We start from the raw sequence: 24,179 nt of genomic DNA on the forward strand, positions 1-24,179 counted from the left end.
GGCCCTTAGCCCTTGCTCAAACGTTCTTCCAGCATGGAGACCCGCTTTTCAAGGTTTTCCAGTCGATCTTTGATCCCTTCCACCTCGCTGCGTCGTGCCACATCCACGCGCTCCACAGCTTTTTTAATGTTTTCACTGAGCGATTGCTGAATCTCTTCCCATTGTCGCTCCCCACTGCGAATGAGCTCCTCTGCCAGATTGTCGGCTTCCTCTCGAGAAAGCTTTCCCTCTTCAACCAGGGTTTTGGTGGCTTTTTCCACCCGCTCCTTGGTCATCACCACAGCGCCCAGACTCGCTAGAAGCCCTTTTCTGATGAGCTCCAACATGGCTTCCGCTCCTTTTCATTTTAAGGTTCAGCGATGCGTGGGAATCAAAGGCCCAATCGCGACAGATCACAAACCTTCTACCCGTAGTTCAATATAGGTGTCCCCCTGCACCTGTAAGCCGTGATGCCGGGTTTTCTTTCCAAGGTTTTTCAATCGTAACCTCGTGCCGTTGGAAACCCCCGGAGGAATTCGCACCGCCACACGCTTATTGTCCAAATGGGGTAAGGCCACCTCCATCACCGTCCCATGCATGGCTTCCTCCAAATCAATGGTCAGCCGATACACCACATCGGCGTCGCCTTCCCCATGTCCCCCTTCCCCATGTGTTTTATCTGCGAGCCCTACCCATTCCAAGGCCTTACGCACCATACGCTTGCCCAAGTTCTTTCCAGCCTGGTAAAGAAGTGAGGCTCCCATTTTCAATACGGGAAGAATGAACGAAGATTTGGACGGCGGCTGAGAAAAACTTTGATGGCGATGGGTTGCGGAATCCGCAGCAGGCCCTCGCGAGTAATGATACATTCGAACCCCTTCCGGTCCTCCCCACATGGTGGTTCGAAAAATAAAGGTTCTACCCCCAAAGAAAATGTTGTTCAAAAAGCTATCGTCAAAACGGAACCCCATGCGCTCGAATTCTCGACGCATTTCCGAAAATATTTCCTGAGCCTGTCGGCTTGTGAAGAAATCGCGAAAGATGTCTTCCTGACTGTAACCAAAGCCGCCCCCAACTCCGTACGGTCCACCGGGCTGATAACCCATGGCACGGTACCGGTCATATTCGGCCCTCTTTTGAGGATCCGATAACACCCCATAGGCTTCATTGATTTTCTTGAACCGCTCTTCCGCCTTTGGATCTCCTGGATTACGATCCGGATGGGTTTCCAGAGCCAGTTTTCGAAAGGCCCGCTTGATCTCCTCCGCCGAGGCGTCCGATGAAACCCCTAGGATGGTGTAATAGTCGTTATGGCTTGAATTCATAGTGATTTCCTTCCACAAAAAATTTCTGAAACTCTGCAGCCGAACCCTTCCAGGATTCTGGAAGATTTTTTGCAACTTCTAAATATTACCACATGAGCCGAAAAGGGAGAGAGAAATCGTCGCAAGGTTTACGTCCATTTAGAGCATGCAAAGGCCCGCGCTTCAATCGCACCGATAGCTTTATGGTCAAAATCACGCCTTGGCGGAGATGCTTCCGCATACGCCGCAGCTTCGACAGCTTGGCTCTTGAGCGCACGGTTCCGAGGGATGGGCCTGCAAAGCCTTTTCGTATTGGGAACGTAAAAAGGATCGCCTGATTCCATGATCCACAATCTCCCACGGAAATCGTTCATCCAGCTCCCTTTCCCGCATAACCCAAAAATCAGGATTGAGCACCGACTCTCTTGCCACCTGGCTCCAACTGATGTTTTTCACCACCACCTTTTCCAATAGATCGCCCACTCTTCGATCTCCTCGACTCAGGAGCGCTTGGACGTAAGCCCATTTGGGCATATCAAAATGAACACGTACATTGGCCACCTTCCCCAAAGCCTGTTGGAGCCATTTCGCCTTTCCCCTTAACCCCCCTACACCTTCAAAAGGGGCCCACTGCAACGGGGTAAAAGGTTTTGGCACAAAGGAATGGACACTCAAAGTGATAATCCCCACCTTTTTTCGACCTCGACCCTGCTCGAGCACGCGATGCTTGACTTTTTTGACCAAATCCACCACAGCCGCCAAATCGTCCCGAGTTTCCGAAGGTAATCCGATCATAAAATAAAGTTTCAGGTGTTGAACACCACAGTCCGTAAGACGCTCAGCCGCCATAAGCACATCCTCGTCCGTGAGGTTTTTGCCGATGACGGTGCGCAGCCTTTGGGAACCCGCTTCGGGCGCGATGGCCACTGCCTTTAAGGTGTTCTCTCCCAAAGCCATTAACAGGTCTGAAGATACCCTGTCCGCTCGAAGTGAGGAAAAATGTACCTGAAGTCCCCATGCCACAAGCTGGCGGCAGAGAAGATTCATATCCGGATAATCGGATACAGCCGGACTGACGAGACCGATGCGGGATGTGTAAGGCATCCACTCTTGCACGATGGAAGTGATGACTTCGGGCGAGTGAAACCGGGGAGGTCTATAGATAAACCCAGCGGCACAAAAACGACACCCTCTCCCACATCCGCGACCGATCTCGATCAACGCCGTGTCGGAAAATTCTGTTTCTTGAGTGACGATAACAGAATGGGCAGGCTTGCCGGAACGTGGATCTGCCTTGGCAGCTGAAACTTTTAAAGGGGCCTTTCCTCGTGGCTCTATGTCCTGCAAAACCCCGGTTGCAGCATAAATGGGCTTGTAAAGCCGAGGCACATAAATACCGGAACATTGCTCCGAAAAATGCTCCAATAACTCCTGGCGCGACGTCCTGATTCCAGCGGCTTCGCTCCAGGTGTGCACGAAAGTCTCCGCAAGGCCTTCGGCTTCACCGATGAAGAAAAAATCCATGAAGTTCGCCAGAGGTTCAGGATTCAAAAGAACGGCGACCCCTCCCGCCGCAACCAAAGGGTCTCGTTCCTGTCGATCGGCACTTCGAACGGAAAGCCCTGCCCAGAGAAGCATCTCGAGCACGGCTGGATAATCGTTTTCAAAAGAGATGGAGAAGGCAATGAGGTGAAAATCCGTCAGGGGACGAGCGGATTCCATGGACACCAGATGTTCTCTGCCTGAGCGAAACTCTGAAACCACTTCAGGGTCCGGATAAAAAACCCTTTCGCATGTCACCTGAGGTATTTGGTTAAAAAGACGGTACACGGTCTGAAAACCCAGGTTGGACATACCCACATGGTAGGTGTTGGGAAAGGCAAGGGCGATATGAAGGAAGCCTCCCGGATTTCGGGAGATGATGGTTTTCTCTTTGGATAAGCGAAGCTGAGCTCGATGTCTTTGTTTCCAACTCATCAGCGTGCGAGGTCAACGGCTCCAGAGGGAACACTCCCCTCGCTCGCGCACGTAAGCCGGAAACCAGTTTCCCCTATCCCGAACGACTTGGCCTCGTTTGGCATGTGTTTGAGGAACGGGACGAAACCTTTTGGAGATTCCGATCCCGCTCCCTCATAGCCGCAGGACGGGGAGTCGAACCATGGAAAAACGCAAAAACTCAGTCGGCTTGTTTGCGAATGAACGTGGGAATGTTCCAGTCTTCCTCGTCGACCGCTCCTCCTGTCAATCTCTTGAAGAAACTTCTTTTCTTGGGACGCTCCTCGAGGATCAAGTCATCTCGAATAGGAGCCGAGGCGGCAACAGGCAATATCGTCGGCTCCGGCATTGGACGCACAATAGGCTCCGTCGCCAGCTCCGGCCTTAACTTGCTTATGCGTGACACGTCACGCTTGGCCTGTTGCTTGGGTTGGCCAATCCCCGTAGCGATCACGGTGACCCGCAACTCGTCGCCCATGGTTTCGTCGATGGTGGTGCCCAGAATGATCTGAGCCTCACTGTCCACTTCGTTATAAATGATCGTGGAAGCTTCTTCAAACTCGTACATGGCCAGATCCGGACCCGCACAAATGTTGATGAGAGCCGCTCGCGCTCCGTGAATGGAAATGTCTTCCAAAAGCGGGCTGGAAATGGCCATTTGAGCGGCCTGGGCAGCTCGGTTTTCACCTTTGGCCACGCCGGTGCCCATCATGGCCAGGCCCATCTCACTCATGACCGTCTTGACATCGGCAAAGTCCACATTGATCAAGCCGGGATTCATAATGAGGTCTGAAATGCCCTTGACGGCATGAAGCAACACATCATCGGCCTTTCGGAACATTTCAAGTAGCGTGGCGCGGCGATCTGCCAGGCTGCTCAGTCGGTTGTTGGGAATACTGATCAGGGTATCCACCACTTCTCCCAAAGCCTTCAGGCCTTGTTCGGCATTTCGTTGTCGAACTTTACCTTCAAAACTAAAGGGTTTGGTCACGACGGCCACTGTCAAGGCTCCTAATTCCTTGCACACCTTGGCAATGATAGGAGCACCTCCGGTTCCGGTCCCTCCGCCGAGACCCGCTGTGATGAACACCATATCACTGCCCTCAAGGGCTTCTCGAACCTTGTCCAAATCTTCTTCGGTGGCCTTGGCTCCTTTTTCCGGGTCTCCCCCCGCGCCCAAACCTTTGGTCAGGTTGGTGCCCAGCTGAATGCGTACTGGAGCCTTATTCCTTTCCAAAACCTGAAAGTCCGTGTTTGCCGCAATGAACTCAACACCTTCCATGCCGGCATCGATCATGTTGTTGACGGCATTGCCACCCCCACCCCCGATACCCAGAACCTTGATCTTTGCTCCATTCACCTGTTTGCTCTCCATAGCGACTCCCCCTCATGGTGTTGTTGACCTTGCCCCGTCCAGTTCCACCCTGTTCAGGCGGAACACTTTCAACCGGTTCCCAGATCCTTTGTTACTCAAAAACGTGACATTCGAAGCCTAAGGGTTAAAATTCCTTAAAGATCTTTTTGAGAAACTCAATGCCTCGGCGCCATATGGAACCATCCGATGACCTCACACGCGGCCTTGGGCCATGGTGTCGTCCATAAAGCAATAGCCCTGTCGCTGTCGCATAGACCGGGTTTTTCACCACATCCCCTAAACCGCCAAACCGATAAGGAATGCCGATCCGCACCGGAAGATCAAAAACCCGCTCCGCTAAATCTCGAATCCCCGGCAACAGGGACACTCCCCCCGTGAGCACCACACCTGCATGAAGAAATTCCATGTAGCCGGAACGAATGAGTTCCAGCTCTGTCACCTTTAAGATTTCTTCCACACGTGCTTCGATAATTTCCGCCAAGATGGATCGAGCCAGTTCTCGAGGTTTTTGGCCGCCGACAGACCCTACGGCGATCACCTCCTGAGGATCCACGCGGTCAATCAAAGCGCAGCCATATTGGCGCTTGATCTTTTCCGCTTCATCGATAGCCGTTCGAAGTCCCACGGAAATATCCGATGTGATATGGTTACCGCCCAGGCCGATCACCGAGGAATACCGTATGGCCTGCTCTCGAAATACCGCCACGTCGGTGGTACCTCCTCCCATGTCCACAAGAGCCACCCCCAGATGTTTTTCATCGGGATCCAAAACGGATTCGCTGGAGGCTAAGGATTCCATCACGATGTCGAGCACATGCAATCCGGCCCTCTCACAGCACTTGACAATGTTTTGCAAGGCGCTGGAAACCCCGGTGACGATATGCACTTTGGCTTCCAGCCGCACACCGGACATACCCAAAGGGTCTTGAATGCCTTCCTGATCGTCCACAATGAACTGCTGAGGCAGCACGTGCAAAACACGACGGTCAAAGGGCATGGCAATGGCCCTGGCCGCTTCCAGAACCCGTTGCACATCCGTCGGTGTCACCTCGCGGCTCTTAATAGCAATGACGCCATGGCTGTTGAGGCTTGTAATATGCGTGCCACCGACGCTGGCGTACACTGAAGATATCTGGCATCCGGCCATTCTCTCCGCTTCGCTCACAGCTTTGCGAATGGCGTTGACCGTTTGGTCGATATTCACCACCACGCCGCCTCGCATGCCTACCGAGGGGGTTGTTCCCACGCCGACAATATCGATCCCTTCGGGTGTCATTTCCCCGACTACGACACACACCTTCGTGGTGCCCAGATCCAAGCCGACGATCAGGTCATCTTTTTTCGCCATGATCCCCTCTTGACCCCCAGGGTTCACATTGCGCCTAAGGTGGACATGCGTTCACACTCCCTGCGGTTTCTGAAAGAACCCCCGAACGTAGGCTCGATCGGGATAAGACAAATCCACACTCTGTATGGCACCAAGGCCGTCGGTGCCCATACGGCGTTCCACTTCTTTAAAAACCAACCGCATGCGCTGGATCTTGTGGGCAAAATCCCCGTCCCCCAGATGGATTCGAGTCCCTTTGGGATTGGCAAGGATCGAGACACCTTCCAAAGGATCCCACAGGATTTCCGACACAAATCGCGGATCCAAGCCAGAAGCGCCTCCCAAAGCTTTCATGAGCTCCCGAAAGGCCTCAAGAAAGTCTTTTGGAACGCGCTCCCCCAGAACCGGCCTTCTGTCCCCCACCTTGGTGACATAGGGCAGTTCCACGTGAGATTCCGGGTTAACTTCGAGAAAAAGGAAGCCGTCTTCGTCCATGAGCAGGGGACTCGCACCCATGACCACCGCAAGAGGTTTTCGCTCGTCGACAATGACAAGCAGCCGGCCGTTAGGCTCTAGGGCCACTTGAGCCGATTTGACCCAAGGAAGTCTTTCCAGCCTCTGCGCCAAGACATCCAGTTGGAGCCTGAGCAGGTTGATGCCCTTGGGCACGCCGAGCGCATTGAGAACGGTTTTTTGATCCAGTTTGACCGCCCCACGTATTTCAATGCTTTCTACCGAAAGAAGCGGCGCGTCCAAAAGAGCTGCATAGGCTCGGGAAAAAAGGCAGCTCATGCCTATGGCGGTCCCCACCATGACTCCCAAAGCCAAAAGGACCAGAAGCCAATGGATCGGGCCTCCCACTCGACGCGGATCTTTTCGGTATCTGTTTCTTTTGGGACGAATCATTCCAAAACCTTCACTTCCAGTTCCAGCTCCACACCAAAACGCTCTCGAACGCCTCGGCGAACAGCCTCAATGACCTGAAGCACCTCGGAGCGCGTGGCTCGCCCTCGATTGACGATCCAATTGGCATGCACCGTCGATACTTCCGCATCCCCGACACGAAATCCCTTCAATCCCGCCTGATCGATAAGCGCTCCGGCCGACTGGTTCCCAGGATTCTTGAAAACACAACCCGCGGAAGGCCATCGGCGCGGCTGACTGGCACGTCGGTGTCGCAACATTTCAGCTATTCTTTGGGCCACCTCATGGGGCGTCGCCGACGTCACTTGAAAATCCGCTTCTAAGACCACGGCGCCAGCAGGCAGTCCTCCGTTTCGGTATCCCATGGTCAGAGCCGTACGGGGCAACGTCTGTTCTTGAAGGTCTCTGTCAAGAAGTCGCACTTGTTGCAGCACGTTTCCGATGGAACCCGCTCGAGTCCCCGCATTCATGACCACCGCACCGCCGACCGTCGCCGGAATGCCTGCAAGGAATTCCAATCCGCTCCATCCATAACGGACACATTGTTTCAGTAACCGGGAGAGAAGCATTCCTGCACCCGCCTTGACGGTCCCAAAGCGGTCGTCCCCAGGCAACCATTGAAATTGAGCACAACAGAGGTCGAGAAGAACCACCACCCGATGCCAAAGGCCATCGGGAAAAAGAACGTTGCTGCCTTTTCCGAGAATGATCCAAGGCACACCTTTGGCCTGCAACGTTTGCAACACTCTTTTTAAGGATGTCTCCGTTCTCGGACGCACGACACACTGAACCGTCCCGCCCACACGAAACGTGTTAAGTGTGGAAGCCGGAACATTCCATTGAATCTCCACATCGTCGCCCAGGTTTTTCAGCTGATGCGTCCAGTCCATCAGCAGCGTTCTCCAGGCACCGCAGGTGAAAAATCCCCTTCTAATCGCTCCAAGATCCATTCCCCGACCTGCCACACGTTTCCCGCTCCGAGCGTCATCACCACATCACCGGGTTGGATTCGCTCCAGAAGGACTTTCGCGGCATCCTCCAAGGTCGGGCAAAAGGTAATGTCGTGATGGCCGTACTTGGCGACTTCGTCCGCAAGGCGTCGGCCCGTTACCCCTTCAATGGGTGGTTCACTGGCGGCGTAAATCTCCGTGATGAGCAGCATGTCCGATTGGTAAAAACAGGTGGCAAACTGGTCCATAAGGCCGCGTGTTCGAGTGTAGCGATGCGGCTGAAACACCACGATCTTTCGCCGATGCGGGTAGCTTTCCGTCAAGGCCTTTAAAACGGCTCGAATTTCCGTGGGATGATGACCGTAATCGTCCAAAACCAGAACACCACAACGCTCTCCCTTGATCTGAAATCGGCGTTGGACTCCGGTCATGTCCTGAATCCCCAGCCGAATGGCATCCCAGTCCAATTCCAGTTCCACACCCACGGCAACGGCAGCCAAGGAATTGAGAACATTGTGTCGCCCTGGTAGGGGAAGCACCATCTCCCCCAATTCGCAGTCTTTATGATAGACGCGGCACCTGGTTCCCAGGCCGTCCACGGTGACTTCACGAGCTTGAAAATCAGCTTGGGAGGAAAATCCATAGGTGACAAAACGTTTTTGAATTCGAGGCAAGATCTGTTGAATGTTCTCGTCTTCCAGACATAAGACGGCTTGGCCATAAAAGGGAACCTTGTTGATGAATTGCAAAAAGGTCTCTCGAATGTGTTCCAGATCCCTGTAGAAATCCACGTGCTCCCAGTCGATGTTGGTCACAACGGCGATGGTGGGAGAAAGGAGGAGGAAGGTTCCGTCACTTTCGTCCGCCTCAGCCACCACGAAATCACCGGCTCCCAATTTGGCGTTGGTGCCCCACGCATTCAGTTTGCCACCGATGACCACCGTGGGATCCAGACCTCCTCGAGCGAGCACGGTGGCGACCATGGAAGTGGTCGTGGTTTTTCCATGAGCGCCCGCGACCAAAACGGCGTATTTGAGCCGCATCAACTCGGCAAGCATTTCCGCTCGACGAATGACCGGGACCTTGCCCAGTTTTTTCGCGGCCATGACCTCGGCATTGTTTTCTGTCACAGCCGAGGAGAGCACCACCACGTCGACACCCTGCACATGACTTTCATGATGACCAATATGAATCTCGGCTCCCAATTCACGAAGCCTTCGAGTGATCTCGGTTTCTCGAAGATCTGAGCCACTCACACGATATCCTAGGTTAAGCAGCAGTTCGGCAATGCCGCTCATGCCGATGCCGCCGATGCCTACAAAGTGAATGTGCTGGTACCGTTTGTACACGTTACAGCCTCATATGCGGGCCCGCCGGGCCACACTCAAAATGATGCCCACTGCGATACAATTGGCGGTCAAGGAGCTGCCCCCATAGGAGATGAAAGGACAGGTAAGCCCCTTGGTGGGAAACAGTCCCAAAACCACTCCGATATTGAACCACGCCTGAAAAACGATAAGAAAGGTCAGTCCCAAAGCGAGCAAACCTCCAAAATCGTCTGCGGCTTTGAGAGCCACACTGAGGCCTCTCCAAAAGAAAAACATGACCGTGGCTGTTAAAAACAGGATCCCCAAAAATCCTAATTCTTCGGCCATCACGGCTACGATGAAATCCGTAAAAGTTTCAGGCAGGTAAAAGAGCTTCTGGTGGCCGGCGCCGAGTCCTTTGCCCCAGAGCCCACCCGATCCTACAGCGATGAGGGACTGAATCAGGTTGTAGCCGGTGTCTTGGGGATCGGTCCAGGGATTCAGAAAAGCCATGAGACGGGCAAGTCGGTAAGGAGAATGGATCACCAGGGCAGTCAGCCCAAACCCTGCAACGGGAATAAAAAGGAACAAATGTCTCCAAGGCACGCCGCCGGCTGTCCATAAAACGAAACTGACCGCAATCAAAATAGCGCAGGATCCGAAATCCGGCTCCATGAGCAGGAGAAAGCACACCACACCAAGAACGCCCAAGGAGGGGCCGATGCCGAAAAGAAATCGATTGAGGTTATCTTTTTTTCGACTGAGATAGCTGCTGAGGTAGACCACCCAGCCCACCTTCGCGAACTCCGATGGTTGCAAAAGGAACGATCCGATACCGAACCATCGGCGCGCTCGATTGATTTCCACCCCGATTCCAGGAATCAACACAAGAGCCAGAGAAACGATCAATCCCAAAAGGATTAATTTTGATAAGGGCTGATAAATCCGGTACGGAAAACGCTCAAAAAACACAATCAAGGCAATACCGACGAGGGCAAAAACAGCCTGCTTTACGGGATAAGAAGGCAGGCCGCCGAAGGAGCGGCTTTGTCCCAACCCGGAAGAAACACTGGCGCTCCAAATCATCAGTATGCCAAAGGCGATAAGGATCAACACGACGGCCCAAATCTGTCCGGAGGGACTCCACAGCCCCGCCGTTGCCGGCTCATCGTCTCTCTCCGGAGCCCCATAGGCCATCATGTTTGTCGTCGCCACCGGGCCATCCATGCCTCTTGCCATCGTCAGCCCTTTACCGAACAACGCCTTCGGTCTTGTTCTTGTAACGCTCAAACAGCGCACGAAAATGGTCTCCGCGAGCTGCGTAATTGGTGTATTGATCAAAGGAAGCGCATGCGGGCGACAAGAGGACCACATCTCCGGGCTGAGCCCGTAGCACGGCCTCGTGAAAAGCCTCTTCCAAGTCCTTGACGGCCATTGTGGGCACGCTCCCTGAAAGTTCCTCGGCCGCTTGAGGCCCCGTTTCTCCAAAACCCACAACCGCCCGCACTTTTTTTGCGCACAAAGGAGCCAGCTCTCGAAAATCGGTCTTTTTGGAACGCCCTCCCAACAAGAGAACCACCGGCTGCTCGCAGCTTTCCAAAGCTTTCATCACAGCGCCCACGTTGGTCCCCTTGGAATCGTTGATAAAACCCACACCGTTTACGGTTCCCAGCCATTCCATGCGATGGGGAGAAGGTCGAAAGGTGTTGATCACTTCCTGAACGATTTCGGGATCGATTCCGCAACGAAGCACCGCCAGCGAAGCCGCCATGAGGTTTTCCAGGTTATGCCATCCCCTCAGAGCCCATCGGCTCAAACGAAATTCACGGCGAACTCCGTGAAGATCCATCGCCCAAAGGAGTCGTCCGTCCGTATAAGCCTCCGCGGATGGGTCTAAGCGAGAAAAGAACAGAATGTCGGCGTTTATTCCGGAAGCCCAACGACGGCATACAGGATCGTCTTTGTTGATCACGGCCGAAGGCACAAGTCCGGATCGTTTTTTGAAAAGGGAAAACTTGGAGGCCGCATAGGCGTCAAAACTTGGATACCGATCCAGATGGTCTTTGGTCACGTTCAAAACGATGCCGATGTCAGCCGCAAAGGTGGGAGCCGTATCCAGCTGAAAGCTACTCACCTCTAGAACGCACCAGTCCAGAAGCCGGCTTCCCGAGATTTCGGTACCAAGGTCTTTGCAATGATCTGCAAGCCAGCCGGAAAGGGGAGTGCCGATATTGCCGCCGACAAAAACCTTTAGGCCGGCCGTCTTTAAAAGGGTGCCTACCAGTTCCGTAGTCGTGGTCTTCCCGTTTGTACCCGTAACGGCAATAGTGGGAACCTTCACGAACCTCCAGGCCCATTCCAGTTCGCCGATCACAGGAATCCCTTGATCTTGAACCGTTCTGAAAGGCTCCACTTCCAGGGGTACTCCGGGACTCACCACCACCAGGTCAGCACCTTCAAAATCTTCCAAACGATGAGTCCCCAAAAGGACTCGAACCCCTTCCATTTCAAGAGTTGAGGCTACGGAACGAAGATGCGGTTCCTGGGACAGATCCATGCCAAGCACGCGATACCCTTGCCGAAGACCCCATCGACAGGCGGCCTGCCCGGAAACACCAAGTCCCACCACCACAAGGAGGGGTTTTTCAATAGATTTTTCAGCAGGAAGACAGGAAGTCATCGGTTTCTGAGTTCCATTCGTTCATTTTGACGCTTGTAAAATTTGCACGACTCGTGCTTTCAAACCATGAGGATCTTGTGGCTTTTTTCACCCTGAAGGAGAAAGCTACTTCAGGCCTTTACTTTCGATTACCTTTTCTACGACCCGTTCCATGGTCATACCTCGAGAACCCTTGACCAAAATCCAGAGTTTGGGTTGCACATGTGCCAAAAGAATCTGGGCTGCTTCCTCATGGCTTGAAGCCAGGTAACAGCGTTCCGGCGCATACCCGGCGCTTTGAGCCCCGTCAAGCATATCTTTCCCATGCATTCCCATGGCTATAAGCAGGGTTGGTGCCGACTCCACCGCTTGTTCCCCTACCCATCGGTGCCATTGGGCGGCCGATTCCCCCAATTCCCTCATCTCTCCCAACACCAAAGCCACCGGATTTCCCCGAGCGGCGGCTTTCACCGCACGAAAAGCGGCCTTCATGGACATGGGATTGGCATTGTAAGTGTCATCCACAAGAACCATTCCATCCTGCAGCTCTACAATCGCCATCCGCTGCTTGACCGGCTGATGGCTCTCCAAACCCGCCTTAATGTCATCAAGAGAAAATCCGAGAACCTGAGCAGCGGCCGCCGCCATCAAGGCATTTCGAACGTGATGCTCTCCCATGGCCGCAAGGCGAACCGGTACCTTTCCCGATGGGGTCACAAGCCGAAATCGGCTCTCTCCGGGAAGGACGGTAACCGATCCTTCCACACAAAAATCTGCCGAAGTTCTCTCCAGGGAACAGAGAACACGTTGAGCTTTGATGGTCTCAGAGAAATCTTGAAGTAAAGCATCATCCCCATTGACAATCGCTGTAGCGTTTTCCGGCAAGAACGCCCAAAGCTTTCCCTTTTCTGAAAGCACCGTGTTTAGAGATTCCAAACCTTCCAAATGGGTGGGATGAATGTTCGTGATGATCCCAACCGTCGGTTGGACCATTGCAACCAGGCGATCCATCTCGCCCACCATATTGATGCCCATCTCAATAACGGCCGCTTCATGAGCGGCCGTCAGCTGAAGGAGCGTCAAAGGAACGCCGATAAGGTTGTTGAAATTTCCTGGGTTTTTTAAGATGTTGAGACGCCTGGAAAGAATACAGGCCGTCATCTCTTTGGTGCTGGTCTTGCCGTTGCTGCCCGTGATACCGATAACGGGTAAAGAGAAACACGCTCGAACGGATCGCGCCAAATCGCCCAGAGCCTGCAGAGTGTCCTGAACCACGATGACGGCCGCCCGGTCCAAAACCCTTTGCGCCGATTGCCGTCCTTCGACCACGACGGCCACAGCACCTCTGCGCACGGCTTCCTCGACAAAATCATGACCGTCAAATCGCTCGCCTCGTAAGGCCACGAAAATATCGTTGGCTTTTAGGATTCTCGTGTCTGTAACCACTCGAGTCGGAGAAACTTCCCGGGATTCCCCCATAAGGAGGCCATGGACAGCTTCGGCCATGCGCTCAAGGGTCCACATCATGAACCCCCTCCAGCAGCAAGACTCAAGGACATCCTTTCACGCCTTTGGGCCAAAGCTTCTCTAGCCACCGAACGATCGTCAAAAGGACGAACCTCGGTGCCCACAATTTGATAGGTTTCGTGCCCCTTGCCCCCGATAAACACAAGATCCTCAGGTTCCGCTCTCATGATGGCCTTCTGAATCGCTTGGCGGCGATCCACTTCGATGGTGTAACCACATGGGGGAAGAAACTTATCATTCAAAGAAAACCAGGATTTCCCCGTGGATTGTACGCCGGGTTCAATCTCTTTCACGATGGCGTTCGGGTCTTCTGTTCGAGGGTTGTCACTGGTGATGATCACCAGATCTCCAAAGCGGCCGGCTACGGCACCCATAAGGGGCCGCTTGGTTCGATCCCTGTCCCCGCCACACCCAAAAACCACCCACAGACGCCCTCTGGCCAATTCTCGAAGGCATTCCAAAGCCTTCTCCATGGCGTCAGGTGTGTGAGCGAAATCCACCACCACATCAAAGCCGCAGTCATTATCGATACGCTGGAGTCGACCGTCCACAGCGGCAAGCGCTTGAATTCCCGAAGCTACCAAGTGGGGAGGAACGCTCAGGGATTGCACGGCACCAATGGCAGCCAAGATATTGTAAAGGTTAAGACGACCCATAAGAGGCGACGAAACGGAAACCAACCCTCCCGGGCTCTGGACCGATGCTTCGATGCCCCGCCCCCCAAGTCGGTACCACAAGGGATGTACGGCAGCCCGCCTGTTTTCCGCGGAAAAGGTGCAGGCGGCTGTAGGGAAATCCTGAGCGAGCCTTCTGCCGTAGGAGTCATCGCTGTTTATGACCAGGGTCTGAGGGTCATGAGATTTCATGTGTTCAGCAAAAAGACGTCTTTTGGCAGCAAAATAACGGTCCATGGATTGGTGAAAATCCAGGTGATCCTGGGACAGATTCGTGAAAACACCGACATCGTAAAAAACCCCATCCACTCGTTTCAGCTCCAAGGCATGGGAGGAAACTTCCATGACCACATGACTCACACCGTCCTTTTTCATTCGGTAAAAAAGACGCTGCAAATGAGCGGCATCCGGTGTGGTCATGTCCGCTTTTTCCGTCACCGTTCCCCATCGATACCCCAGAGTGCCTATGACCCCCACTCGGTAGCCGGCATGCACCAAAATGCTTTCCACCAGAAGGGATGTGGTGGTCTTGCCGTTTGTCCCTGTAATACCCACTAGGGTCAATGAACGCACCGGATGATCAAAAAAGGCGGCGGCAACCGCAGCCATGGCCTTGCGCGTATCGTCCACCATCACCACAGGCACTGAAAGCGGAACATGGGGAAGTTTTTCCACCAGAACGGCGCAGGCGCCGCGACGCACCGCATCCTCCACAAAATCATGGCCATCCACACGCGACCCGCTCATGGCCACGAAAAGATCGCCCGGGAGAACTCGACGGCTGTCCGTACACAAACCGTTTACCTGCACACGGCGCGGACCCAGAATGCATGCGCTCGGCACATGCTCAAACAAAGCCTCCAATGGCTTGACGGGGTTCTCTCGGCTTCCTTGGGAACTCACGGCACCTCTTCCAACTGAATCTGCACGGCGGCACCTTTGGGCACCCAGACGCCGGCTTCAGGACGCTGTCGAACTACCCGTCCTCGACCTTCATGCCGTACACTAAAACCCGATTCTTTAAGCACCATAACCGCCGCTTTCAATGACAACCCTTGAACATTGGGAACCATGACCTTGCCGTCTTCCAGGGAAGTCATAGAGGAGCCTTCCGCCACGGCTTCACTGCGTGTGGTGGAAACCATTTTCACCACTTGCGGCACCTCTTCCGGTTTTTTGTCAGGCAACACTCCCAGGTATGGCAAGGCCTTTTCCATTACCTCCCGAAACACGGGCGCCGCAACCACACCGCCATAGTGTTCCGGCTGGGGTTCATGAATGACCACCGTCAAGACCAAACGAGGACGGGTTGCCGGGGCAAAACCCACGAAAACGGAAGTATACTTGTCCGCAGAATACCGACGTGTTCCAGGTTCCACCACCTGCGCCGTGCCTGTCTTACCGGCGGTGGTGTATTGAGCCAGAGCCGCCTTGGTTCCCGTTCCTCCCGGTTCCACCACGCCCTGCATCAATTCTCGAAGTTTTGCCGCCGTTGCCGGACCGAGCACACGACGTTCTTCATCCTGGCCAAGAACCTTAACAAGTTGCCCCTGCGCATTGATGACGGCTTTCGCCACCCTCGGCGTCTTTAAAACACCTCCATTGGCAATGGCCGCCACGGCACAGGTCAGCTGCAAGCCTGTCACGGTGACGCCCTGGCCAAAAGCCGTCACCGCCAAGTCAATGGGACGCCAGGACGCGAGAGGGCGAAGAGTCCCGGACACCTCTCCGTGTAAGTCCACACCGGTCTTTTTGCCGAAGCCGAATTGATCCAAGTACCTGTAAAACCGTTCAGCCCCAAGAGCGTCCGCCAATTTGAGCGCTCCGATGTTGCTGGAAAATTTCAGCACTTCCGCAACGGTCAACCAACCGTGGGGATGAACATCGCGAATGATGTGGCTCGCCACTTGGATCCTTCCGTTTTCACAGAAGATGCGATCTTCCGGTTTGGCCGCTTTTACGTCCAACACGGCGGCCAAAAGAAAAGTTTTGAAAGAACTTCCCGGTTCAAAGGTATCGGTGATGGCTCTGTTACGCCATTCTGCAGGCTGGTGGCTGCCGTAATTATTGGGATCAAAACCCGGCCACACCGCCAAAGCCATGATCTCAAAAGTATGGGCATCCATGAGGATCACTTGGCCAGCCGCAGCTTGATGCTTTTCAACGGCCTTTGCCAAAGCCTGCTCGCTCACCGACTGCAGATACCCATCCAGCGCCAGCTGTAATCCGTAACGTTCTTCGGGAACCGGAGGCGGAGTCTCCCGAAGCCAGATCTTGCGACGTCCTCCATCTCGAAAAGCCGTCGTTGTCCGCGGTGATTGCCGCAAAAGGCCGTCGTAAACCTTCTCGATGCCTTCCAGACCGACCCCGTCAAGGCCCACAAAACCTACAACATGACCTCCCGCATTTTTGAAAGGATAATACCGCCGCCACTCAGGAAGAATCCCAATCCCAGGAAGTTTCAAAGCTTCAACCTGCATGGCTTCTTCCATGGAAAGCCCGCGCCGAAGCCGAATAAACCTTTTGTTTTGACGCAACTTCTGTTCCAGCTTGTCGGCCGGCTCTCCTACGATGCGCGCCAATTGGACGGCCGTTGACTTCGGGTCCTGGATGAGCCCACCATCAGCGAATAAGCATGGAGATTTCAGGGACAGGGCAAGGTCCAATCCTCGCCGGTCCAGAATCTTTCCTCGGTAAACGGGAACATCGACCACACTCTGGGCCTGTCCGACTTGAATCTCCTTCCATTTCGCATGGTCCAAAACCTGAAGATAAAAGGAACGGGCCAAGATAGCTGCGCAAATGAGAAAACCAAACCCTTGGAGCAAACGACACGAAAACCAAAACCGAAAGCCCGGCCTCTTCTTTCCGGTTCGTTGCTCTTCCCCTTGCATAACGCACCCTTTAATTCACATCGTGCTTTGGCCCAAAAATCCTTCACATCTCCGGCCGTCAGGGCTCAGGAACATACCACCGCTCCGTCTCCCGAGGCTCCCGCAACCGAAATTGACTGTGAGCCAAAGACCGCATGGAATCGGGAGCCTGCAGCCTTCCCCATTCCAGTTCCACTCGGCGCTTCACCTCAAACCATTTGCCATATTCCTGCTGTAGCTGCATAAGACGATAACTGTCACTCACCTGCCGGGTTTGAAGCCACATATAGGATGCAGCCAGCCCGATTCCGATCACCCCCAAAAGAATCAGCAACACACGCATCGCTTCTTTTTCCTTGAGCTACTTCGCCCATCAGGGCTGCTTTTCGACAGCCCGCAACCTGGCACTTCGAGCGCGAGGATTCCTCGCCACTTCTTCTGCTTGAGGTCGAATCGGTTTTCGAGTCACGAGTTTCACCAGAGGACGGCCTTCACAACGACATACCGGAACATCCCGAGGACACCGGCATGATTTGGCCCATTCTTGAAAAAAGCGCTTCACCAGCCGATCCTCCAAGGAATGAAAGCTCACCACCACAAAACGTCCTCCAGGCTTCAACATGTGCAACGCAGAATTTAAGAATCGCTCCAGAACCTCCAATTCCCGATTGACAGCCATGCGAAGGGCAAGAAAGGTCCGTGTCGCCGGATGAAGACGCCGTGTATCGGCGCTCTTGGGAACAACCGCCGTTATAATTTCGGCAAGGTCCGTCGTGGTTTCAAAGGGTCGAAACTGCCGACGAGCGCACACGGCCGCGGCAATGCGACGCGCGAACCGCTCTTCCCCCAAATCCCGAATCAGACGCGCCAGATCTTCTTCAGGCAGGGTGTTGACCAAATGGGCCGCCGTGACTCCCTCCGCTCGATTCATCCTCATGTCCAACGGCCCCTCCTGAAAAAAACTGAAGCCCCGTCGAGGATCGTCCAACTGATCGGACGAGACTCCCAAATCGGCCACCAAACCGTCCACGGCAGGCCATCCATGCCAGGTCAAAACATCAAGCAACTTGTCGAAAGGAGACCATTCCAGGACCACTCGCAATCCATAAGAGGCTAAACGGCTCCGTACGCGATCCACAGCCTCTCGATCCCAATCCACACCGAGAAGAAGGCCGTCCGGGGCCGAAGCTTCCAGTATTGCCTCGGCATAACTTCCACCCCCCACGGTGGCATCCACGTATCGACCCCCGGAGCGACACTTGAGCAAACCGATAACTTCCTTCAGCAGAACCGGAGCATGGCGGCTCGACGAGGGACAAGTCGGCTTCACGTCATTCAGCCTGTCCACTGCCTAGAAAGAAACGTCCCCATCAGGAGTAGGCCTCCTTACTGAGACGCTCAAAATTGTCCGCAGCCCATTTGTCATATTCGCGCCACTGGCTCATATCCCAAATCTCAATGTGGTCCAAACTACCCACCACCAAAACCTCTTGCTGAATACTCGCCCGCTCCCGATGCAGGGATGGAATCAAAATGCGCCCCTGTTTGTCGATTTCAGACTCCACACCGCTGGCAATGTAATAACGGATCAGAGCCCGATAGTCCTCGTGCAGGCCAGCCTTGGCCATGATTTTTTCTTCTAGGATTTCCCAGACTTCGGGAGGATAGGCATCCAGCCATCGAGGACCGGCGGCCAAAATGAGACCGTCCGTGTAGTTTTGCTGTAATGTTTCTCGCAGCTTGGTGGGAATCCGAAGGCGCCCCTTGTCATCCAAGCGCACCACAAATTGACCTCGAAACCGCGGCGTCTTGAGGAGCCCCACTTTTTCCCCCTTTTTCACCACTTTTCCCCACCTGGAGCACATCTAGCACCACATGTTTTCCATGTCAAACGCAAAGAGGTGCGACGAAGCGGTAAAGGGAAAAATTTTTATAGAAAAAGAGAGGCATGAAACTTTCAGTGACTTTGATAGGTTACTGGATGCTGGAAGCTTTTGGAAAAGGGTTGAGAATCCTAACCGGTCACAAGACGTGCGGGGGCGGGCGGACATCCCATTCCTTCCCCCGAGAGCGTTGAAACCTGAAAGCCGTTTCGCTGTCTTCCCGGAAAGGTTGAAACGGCACAGACCCTTGGGTTCGTCCTCGAGAGTCGCTGGTCATGGGGCGGACACATAGGAGGCTGTCCGAGAACTCGCCATACCGAGGTGTTTCATGGCATATCAAGGTAGGGGCGAGGCGGCGCCTCGCCTCTACGTCTTGGCCTGACATCGTTCATTCTAAGTGATCGAACAAGCTCCTAGAACACTTTCGGCGGTGCAAGCACCTCCAAGCGTATTTTTTTCACACTCTTCCCCCGCATTTCCAAGACTTGAAGTCGATAAGGCTCCAAAACCACTTGGTCGCCCGGTTGAGGAATGCGTCCCAGGGCTTTTTGGACCAGTCCGCCAAGGGTTTTGACTCCTTCTTCAGGAAGATTCAAATGAAGCCATCGATTCAAATCCCGCACCAGAAGCCGCCCTTCGACCATGTAAGTCGCCTCTCCAACTTTTCGCACCCAACGTGGCTGCGGGTCATGTTCATCCTGAATCTCCCCGACAATTTCTTCCAGCACATCTTCCATGGTCACAATGCCCGTAACCTCTCCATATTCATCGACGACAATGCTGAGATGGGCTCGTTCCTTTTTGAAATTGAGCAACTGCTGCCGAAGGCTTCGAAGTTCAGGAACAAAGTTTGGAGGTCTCACAATGCTTCTCAAATGAAAAGAAGCCCCTCGAGGTTGCAGGAAAAAGTCCCGTTCGTGAATAAAGCCAACGATATTGCTGGGATCTTCTCTGTAGACGGGATAGCGCGCATATTTATGTGTTTCGATGGTCCGGTAAATTTCTTCGTAGGTCGCATCCAAACGCACACTTACCACGTCGCGAAGGGGGACGGCGATGTCCCCCACCTGCACCTTTTCCATGGCCAAAATTCCCAGAAGCATCTCTTTCTTTTCCTCATCCAGAATACCTTCCTCGGTCCCAGCTTTAATGACCATAGCGATTTCTTCTTCGGTCCATCGAACAGGGCGTATGGGTTTTTGAAGGCCGAAGAGACGAATCAAGCCTTTGGCTGCCAGGGACAAGAGATGCACCACGGGATAGCAGAGGCGAATGCACCAGAGAAGAACCGGAGCCACAGTCACGACAATGTTTTCGGCATAATAGACGCCTATGGTCTTGGGCGTTATTTCGGCAAAGACAAGAAGACACACGGTGATAGTGGCGGTGGCCACCCACACTCCCTTGTCGCCCAGAAAATGGATGGCCAAGGCCGTTGCCAGGGCCGAAACGGCTACGTTCACCAGGTTGTTATAGAAGAGCAAAGTGGAGATGAGTTTTTCCGGGTCCTTGAGGATTCCTCGTGCCAAGCGCGCCCGCCTGTCGAATCGGGCTCTCTGGCGCAGCCGCATGCGATCCACGGCCATGTAGGCCGTCTCGGATCCTGAAAAAAAAGCCGAAAAACCCAAAAGAAGGACTAAGATCACCATGTCTTTTGCCATAAAAGTGCTTCCCTCTTCTTGACCTGCTGTATGCTACACCCTTGCCTTCGCCCCACCAATCATGTTAATGACACTTCGGGTCTGGGAAATGCCTTCCGGGGTATGTCCCTTAGACCTAAAAAGCCTCTGCTAAGCCCGTCCGGCCTTCCCTCCAACCAGCAGAGGCTTTTTTTTTCACACAACTACATTACCAAAACGGGGGTAAAGTATGAACGCCGACGACGAGATGATCCTCAAGATTGCCAAGGAAATTGTCATCAAATTCATCGAACTGGGCAGAGTGTCTCCCACCAATTTTGAAGGCACTTTTCGATCTGTCTTTTGGGCTGTCAAGAATACACTTGTGGATTCAAGGGCTTCGGCTTTGGGTACCGCATTGCTGGAAACCACTGAAGAGACCTAATCCGCCTTCCAAGACAAGTTCCGAGCACCGTCTTCACATGTTGCACAGGGATAAAAAAACCGCCGACTTCCCCCTCAAAGCGGTGTGCCGGCGGCTGCAGGTCAAGAACAAAAAGCGTTAAGACATTCAAGCAGCCTGTAACTTTTCGATATAGTCATATATGTCTTGAACTGTTCGAATCTTTTCCGCTTCCTCGTCGGGGATTTCCACATCAAAAGCTTCTTCCAAGGCCATGATCAGTTCCACTACATCCAGAGAATCAGCTCCAAGGTCGTCGATGACATGAGCCTGGGGTGTGATGGCGTCTTTTTCCACACCTAGCTGGTTGGCGATGATGTCCACCACTTTGGCCTTCATTGCGTTGATGTCCATGACATGTCCTCCTCTCTTTTTTTAGGCTTATTGACGAATCCATAGAAAAGCACTTCCCGTACCGTCGGCAGTTCTTTGACCAAAGAATAGGAGCAGTCTTGGGCCAGCCAGCGTTGAATCACGCCGTGAATAAAACCCATACTGCCATGAAACACGGTGTAAAAATTGACATCTTTGAGTACATTCTGGAGGCGGGCTTGACGGATTTTGCGCTTGAGGCGAGGTATCCGGCGCATGATTTTTTCTACGTAAAGATCTTGAAGTCGCTCATCCAGATCCGGATGCTCGTGGACCATGACCCTGTAAAGCCCCTGGTTTTTGTCAAAGAACGCAAAGTAGATGTAGAGGTACTTTTCAATCATGGACAGCACATCGTCTTCACTGTCCAAAACCCGCTCCGCTTCTGCTTCCAGTTCCTTCAGGCGAATCTGAACCAATTGGTGAAAGAGGTTTTCCTTACTGGGAAAATGTCGATAAATGGTTCCCTTGCCCACCTCGGCCCTTTCGGCGATTTCATCCATGGTCGCCTGGTGAAAACCTTTATGAGAAAAGACTTCCTGTGCCGCGATAAGAATCCGTTCCCGCGTGTTGCGCCCTTCGGCATGACGTGAAGCCCTTTCGCCACTGGACTGTTCCACCAGGACGGCCAAAAGCTTTTCCAAAAGATCCGGTTCCGATAAACCCCATTCGGCTGCCGCATGACGAAACGCACGCACGAGAACCGAGGCCGCAGGGCGGGAAGCGACGGGAAGATGACTCCATTCCACAAGAACCGCTTCAAAAGCCTGAACCAGCTGATCGCTCGTGTGTCCATCTTGGCTTCCTCGAAAAAACCCGGAAAAAACCCGAGCCAGTTCCTGAGGGTTTTTCCTGATGGCAACGTCTTTTAAAAGGGTTGCCCACGTAGACTGCGGCTTTGTCATACCCTTCTCGACCCCTGTCCCGGCATTTTGTGACGGACCGGTCCGTCTTAACGATCCAGATCATGTGTGTCAAGCTGAAAGAAAGGCTCACAGAAATTTTAAAGGGACGGATCGTAGATACAGAAACCGTGAAAGGAACGGGCCTGGGTCGCTTTGTTAATAACTTCGGCGGTACCTTGAGTGAGATTTAGGTCTTGAAGCGTTTCTGGGCCGAAATAGGCGCAATCCAAAACATCGCTTGCCGGCCGAAGACGGCCGCCGAGCACTTCACACAAAAAATCCACAAGAACGTAATGGTAAGCGATGCGCCCGGAGGTGTCCTTGATGACCCGATCCAGGCAGGCCACCACATCCAAAGCCTTAACGCGAAGACCCGTTTCTTCCAACACCTCGCGTTCCACCGCCGCTTTAAGGCTTTCTCCCAATTTGACCAAACCTCCGGGCAGAGACCACAACCCATAGGCCGGCTCTCGGCCGCGGCGAACGAGCAAAACTTTTCCCTCGAAAAAGATCACCGCTCCCACACCCACCAAGGGCCGATCCGGATATTTTCGATGGCTCATGAAACCTAGCTCCGAAACCTCACGGCTGGCATTGCCGACACGGCCGATACCCCTTAAGAAGGGCCTCCCATCGAGAAGAAAAGGAAATTCGGCTTTGAGGATGAGTCTTTGTGCCATAAAGGCAACTGAGCCTGTGAAAGATATAGGACCGGGTGTTGCCTAAGTAAGAAGAGTCTTCGCGAACCAAACAATTTCCGTGAAGACCTCGGCGTTCTAAGACCGCTTGACGTTGCAAGCCGAGAAATTCCTCAAACCTGGAAAAACCTTCAGGTCCTCGTGACACATACCCGAAACCGCCACGAAGCAGCTCACCATTCACGCACACGCCGTCAGATGTCGTCACGTAGGCCAAGATTCTTCCATGATTGTCTTTTTTCACGACGTCATACGATAATCGAACCGAACGCCCCAGAACCAATGTCTGGTTGCGTTGATGAGCCTCCACAGCATAGCAATCATGACGTCCCGTTTCATGATCCATTTCCGGGGTGTCAATACCCATGTAGCGCACCTTAAGACCGCCTTCCAGAATTACCGTATCTCCGTCGAGCACCTTGACCACCACGCCGCTGGCGGGCATCGAGGATCCCCTGAAAATGTTCGATGAATCAGCACCCTTGGCAAAGGGATACTCAAACAAGGTCTCCGCACCAATGGCAAGCATCCCCAAAATCAAGATCCAAAAGGTACGGGACAACTTCCTTGTGGAACGAGCGGCAGCGGCAAGTGGAATATGTCGCATGATTTTCCTTTCGTCGGCGAAGCCTGCCTCAATCCCTCTCGCTCAAACCCATGGAGAACTTTATTCTGATTCAAACACTTGACCGACTTTCGTGGAATCGATTATCCAGAAAATGGAAGAGTTAAACAAGGCGCAAAGGATAAGGCATGAAAGAAGACACACGTGAACAGGTTTCATCTGTTTCCGGCACAAAGAAAAAGCGGGTTCCGGTGACCATTCGCCACATGGAAATCGACGATCTGGCCGAGGTGTTTCATTTGGGGGAGGAGCTCTTTACGGCGGATAAGGTTCCCAACTTGTATCGCACATGGGATCCCTTTGAGGTGGTGTCCTTTTACCTCAGCGATTGGGAATACTGTTTCGTGGCGGAGATGGACGACAGTATCGTGGGCTTTGCTTTGGGAACGACCATTTCCAAGCCTCGGTCGGCATGGAAGTACGCGCACTTGGTATGGCTTGGTGTTCGAGGAGACTTGAGGCGTTCCCATGTGGCCGAAAGACTTTTGGAATACTTCAAGGAAACTGTCATGGAAGAGGGGGCGCGCATCCTTTTCGTGGATTCCGAGGCGGACAACGAGACGGCCTTGGCCTTTTTTAAGAAAATGGGGTTCGGCAATCCCAGGGAACATATCTACCTGAGTCTCAATTTGACAGAAAGGCTCAAGAAGGCCGGATCCGATCTTAGAGCTTCCAAAAAGAGGCAATCCACATCCCCGGCCTCATCGCCGTCGCCCTGAT

22 protein-coding genes and 1 pseudogene are annotated in these 24,179 nt (G+C 53.5%); 2 read left to right on the forward strand and 21 right to left on the reverse strand.

The genetic code is table 11. The annotated features are described in order from the left end of the window. Positions 1 to 5 precede the first annotated feature (5 nt). The 17 genes and pseudogenes from WHS46_06420 to WHS46_06500 form a co-directional block, all read right to left on the reverse strand. Positions 6 to 326 carry a phasin family protein gene (locus WHS46_06420; GenBank protein MEJ5348306.1) on the reverse strand — a complete coding sequence of 107 codons (321 nt, stop codon included), beginning with the start codon at positions 324 to 326 and terminating at the stop codon, positions 6 to 8. Between the two features lie 90 nt (positions 327 to 416). Next, positions 417 to 1,304, reverse strand: a pseudogene (locus tag WHS46_06425) (DnaJ domain-containing protein). 192 nt (positions 1,305 to 1,496) lie between these two features. Beyond that, the gene (locus WHS46_06430) at positions 1,497 to 3,260 is read right to left on the reverse strand and encodes a radical SAM protein (protein ID MEJ5348307.1); all 1,764 of its coding nucleotides are present in this window, start codon (positions 3,258 to 3,260) and stop codon (positions 1,497 to 1,499) included. A gap of 199 nt (positions 3,261 to 3,459) precedes the next feature. After that, a complete protein-coding gene (ftsZ, locus tag WHS46_06435) occupies positions 3,460 to 4,653 on the reverse strand; it encodes a cell division protein FtsZ (GenBank protein MEJ5348308.1) in 1,194 nt (397 codons plus the stop codon). A 124-nt stretch (positions 4,654 to 4,777) separates the two neighbouring features. Then, complete coding sequence (gene ftsA, locus WHS46_06440; GenBank protein ID MEJ5348309.1) at positions 4,778 to 6,001, reverse strand: cell division protein FtsA; 1,224 nt, start codon at positions 5,999 to 6,001, stop codon at positions 4,778 to 4,780. Positions 6,002 to 6,052: 51 nt separating this feature from the next. Next, positions 6,053 to 6,886, reverse strand: a complete 834-nt coding sequence (locus tag WHS46_06445; GenBank protein ID MEJ5348310.1) for an FtsQ-type POTRA domain-containing protein — start codon at positions 6,884 to 6,886, stop codon at positions 6,053 to 6,055. Continuing rightward, positions 6,883 to 7,794: a UDP-N-acetylmuramate dehydrogenase gene (gene murB, locus WHS46_06450; protein ID MEJ5348311.1), complete on the reverse strand. Its 912-nt coding sequence runs from the start codon at positions 7,792 to 7,794 to the stop codon at positions 6,883 to 6,885. The genes WHS46_06445 and murB overlap by 4 nt, the downstream gene beginning before the upstream one ends. Further along, positions 7,794 to 9,203 (reverse strand): UDP-N-acetylmuramate--L-alanine ligase, encoded by a 1,410-nt coding sequence (gene murC, locus WHS46_06455; GenBank protein MEJ5348312.1) that lies wholly within the window; start codon positions 9,201 to 9,203, stop codon positions 7,794 to 7,796. Before murC ends, murB begins: the two co-directional genes overlap by 1 nt. 9 nt (positions 9,204 to 9,212) lie before the next feature. Further along, the gene (ftsW, locus tag WHS46_06460; GenBank protein ID MEJ5348313.1) at positions 9,213 to 10,376 is read right to left on the reverse strand and encodes a putative lipid II flippase FtsW; all 1,164 of its coding nucleotides are present in this window, start codon (positions 10,374 to 10,376) and stop codon (positions 9,213 to 9,215) included. Between the two features lie 34 nt (positions 10,377 to 10,410). After that, a complete protein-coding gene (gene murD, locus WHS46_06465; protein MEJ5348314.1) occupies positions 10,411 to 11,841 on the reverse strand; it encodes a UDP-N-acetylmuramoyl-L-alanine--D-glutamate ligase in 1,431 nt (476 codons plus the stop codon). A gap of 105 nt (positions 11,842 to 11,946) precedes the next feature. After that, positions 11,947 to 13,347 carry a UDP-N-acetylmuramoyl-tripeptide--D-alanyl-D-alanine ligase gene (gene murF, locus WHS46_06470; protein MEJ5348315.1) on the reverse strand — a complete coding sequence of 467 codons (1,401 nt, stop codon included), beginning with the start codon at positions 13,345 to 13,347 and terminating at the stop codon, positions 11,947 to 11,949. Then, complete coding sequence (locus WHS46_06475; protein MEJ5348316.1) at positions 13,344 to 14,924, reverse strand: UDP-N-acetylmuramoyl-L-alanyl-D-glutamate--2,6-diaminopimelate ligase; 1,581 nt, start codon at positions 14,922 to 14,924, stop codon at positions 13,344 to 13,346. Before WHS46_06475 ends, murF begins: the two co-directional genes overlap by 4 nt. Then, positions 14,921 to 16,915 carry a penicillin-binding protein gene (locus tag WHS46_06480; protein ID MEJ5348317.1) on the reverse strand — a complete coding sequence of 665 codons (1,995 nt, stop codon included), beginning with the start codon at positions 16,913 to 16,915 and terminating at the stop codon, positions 14,921 to 14,923. Before WHS46_06480 ends, WHS46_06475 begins: the two co-directional genes overlap by 4 nt. Before the next feature lie 58 nt (positions 16,916 to 16,973). Beyond that, positions 16,974 to 17,237, reverse strand: a complete 264-nt coding sequence (locus WHS46_06485) for a hypothetical protein (GenBank protein MEJ5348318.1) — start codon at positions 17,235 to 17,237, stop codon at positions 16,974 to 16,976. 30 nt (positions 17,238 to 17,267) lie between these two features. Next, positions 17,268 to 18,242, reverse strand: coding sequence for a 16S rRNA (cytosine(1402)-N(4))-methyltransferase RsmH (gene rsmH, locus WHS46_06490; protein MEJ5348319.1), 975 nt, complete (start codon positions 18,240 to 18,242; stop codon positions 17,268 to 17,270). A gap of 22 nt (positions 18,243 to 18,264) precedes the next feature. Continuing rightward, the gene (mraZ, locus tag WHS46_06495) at positions 18,265 to 18,717 is read right to left on the reverse strand and encodes a division/cell wall cluster transcriptional repressor MraZ (GenBank protein ID MEJ5348320.1); all 453 of its coding nucleotides are present in this window, start codon (positions 18,715 to 18,717) and stop codon (positions 18,265 to 18,267) included. Between the two features lie 473 nt (positions 18,718 to 19,190). Beyond that, the gene (locus WHS46_06500; GenBank protein ID MEJ5348321.1) at positions 19,191 to 20,438 is read right to left on the reverse strand and encodes a CNNM domain-containing protein; all 1,248 of its coding nucleotides are present in this window, start codon (positions 20,436 to 20,438) and stop codon (positions 19,191 to 19,193) included. Positions 20,439 to 20,646: 208 nt separating this feature from the next. Between WHS46_06500 and WHS46_06505 the strand changes: the two genes are divergently transcribed. Beyond that, positions 20,647 to 20,841, forward strand: coding sequence for a hypothetical protein (locus tag WHS46_06505; protein MEJ5348322.1), 195 nt, complete (start codon positions 20,647 to 20,649; stop codon positions 20,839 to 20,841). A 126-nt stretch (positions 20,842 to 20,967) separates the two neighbouring features. Here WHS46_06505 and acpP read toward each other — a convergent pair whose 3' ends face one another. From acpP to WHS46_06525, 4 genes are all read right to left on the reverse strand, one after another. Further along, positions 20,968 to 21,213 (reverse strand): acyl carrier protein, encoded by a 246-nt coding sequence (gene acpP / locus WHS46_06510; GenBank protein MEJ5348323.1) that lies wholly within the window; start codon positions 21,211 to 21,213, stop codon positions 20,968 to 20,970. Next, positions 21,195 to 22,136 carry a TetR/AcrR family transcriptional regulator gene (locus WHS46_06515; GenBank protein ID MEJ5348324.1) on the reverse strand — a complete coding sequence of 314 codons (942 nt, stop codon included), beginning with the start codon at positions 22,134 to 22,136 and terminating at the stop codon, positions 21,195 to 21,197. The genes acpP and WHS46_06515 overlap by 19 nt, the downstream gene beginning before the upstream one ends. A gap of 98 nt (positions 22,137 to 22,234) precedes the next feature. Next, positions 22,235 to 22,699, reverse strand: coding sequence for an NUDIX hydrolase (locus tag WHS46_06520; GenBank protein ID MEJ5348325.1), 465 nt, complete (start codon positions 22,697 to 22,699; stop codon positions 22,235 to 22,237). A 19-nt stretch (positions 22,700 to 22,718) separates the two neighbouring features. Then, on the reverse strand, positions 22,719 to 23,441 hold the full coding sequence (locus tag WHS46_06525) for a thermonuclease family protein (GenBank protein ID MEJ5348326.1): 723 nt from the start codon (positions 23,439 to 23,441) through the stop codon (positions 22,719 to 22,721). A 146-nt stretch (positions 23,442 to 23,587) separates the two neighbouring features. On the opposite strand from WHS46_06525, the gene WHS46_06530 reads away from it, so the two are divergent. Beyond that, a complete protein-coding gene (locus WHS46_06530; GenBank protein ID MEJ5348327.1) occupies positions 23,588 to 24,178 on the forward strand; it encodes a GNAT family N-acetyltransferase in 591 nt (196 codons plus the stop codon). Position 24,179 lies beyond the last annotated feature (1 nt).

This window comes from Desulfosoma sp. (assembly GCA_037481875.1).
In the GTDB taxonomy this organism is placed as follows: Bacteria; Desulfobacterota; Syntrophobacteria; order Syntrophobacterales; family DSM-9756; genus Desulfosoma.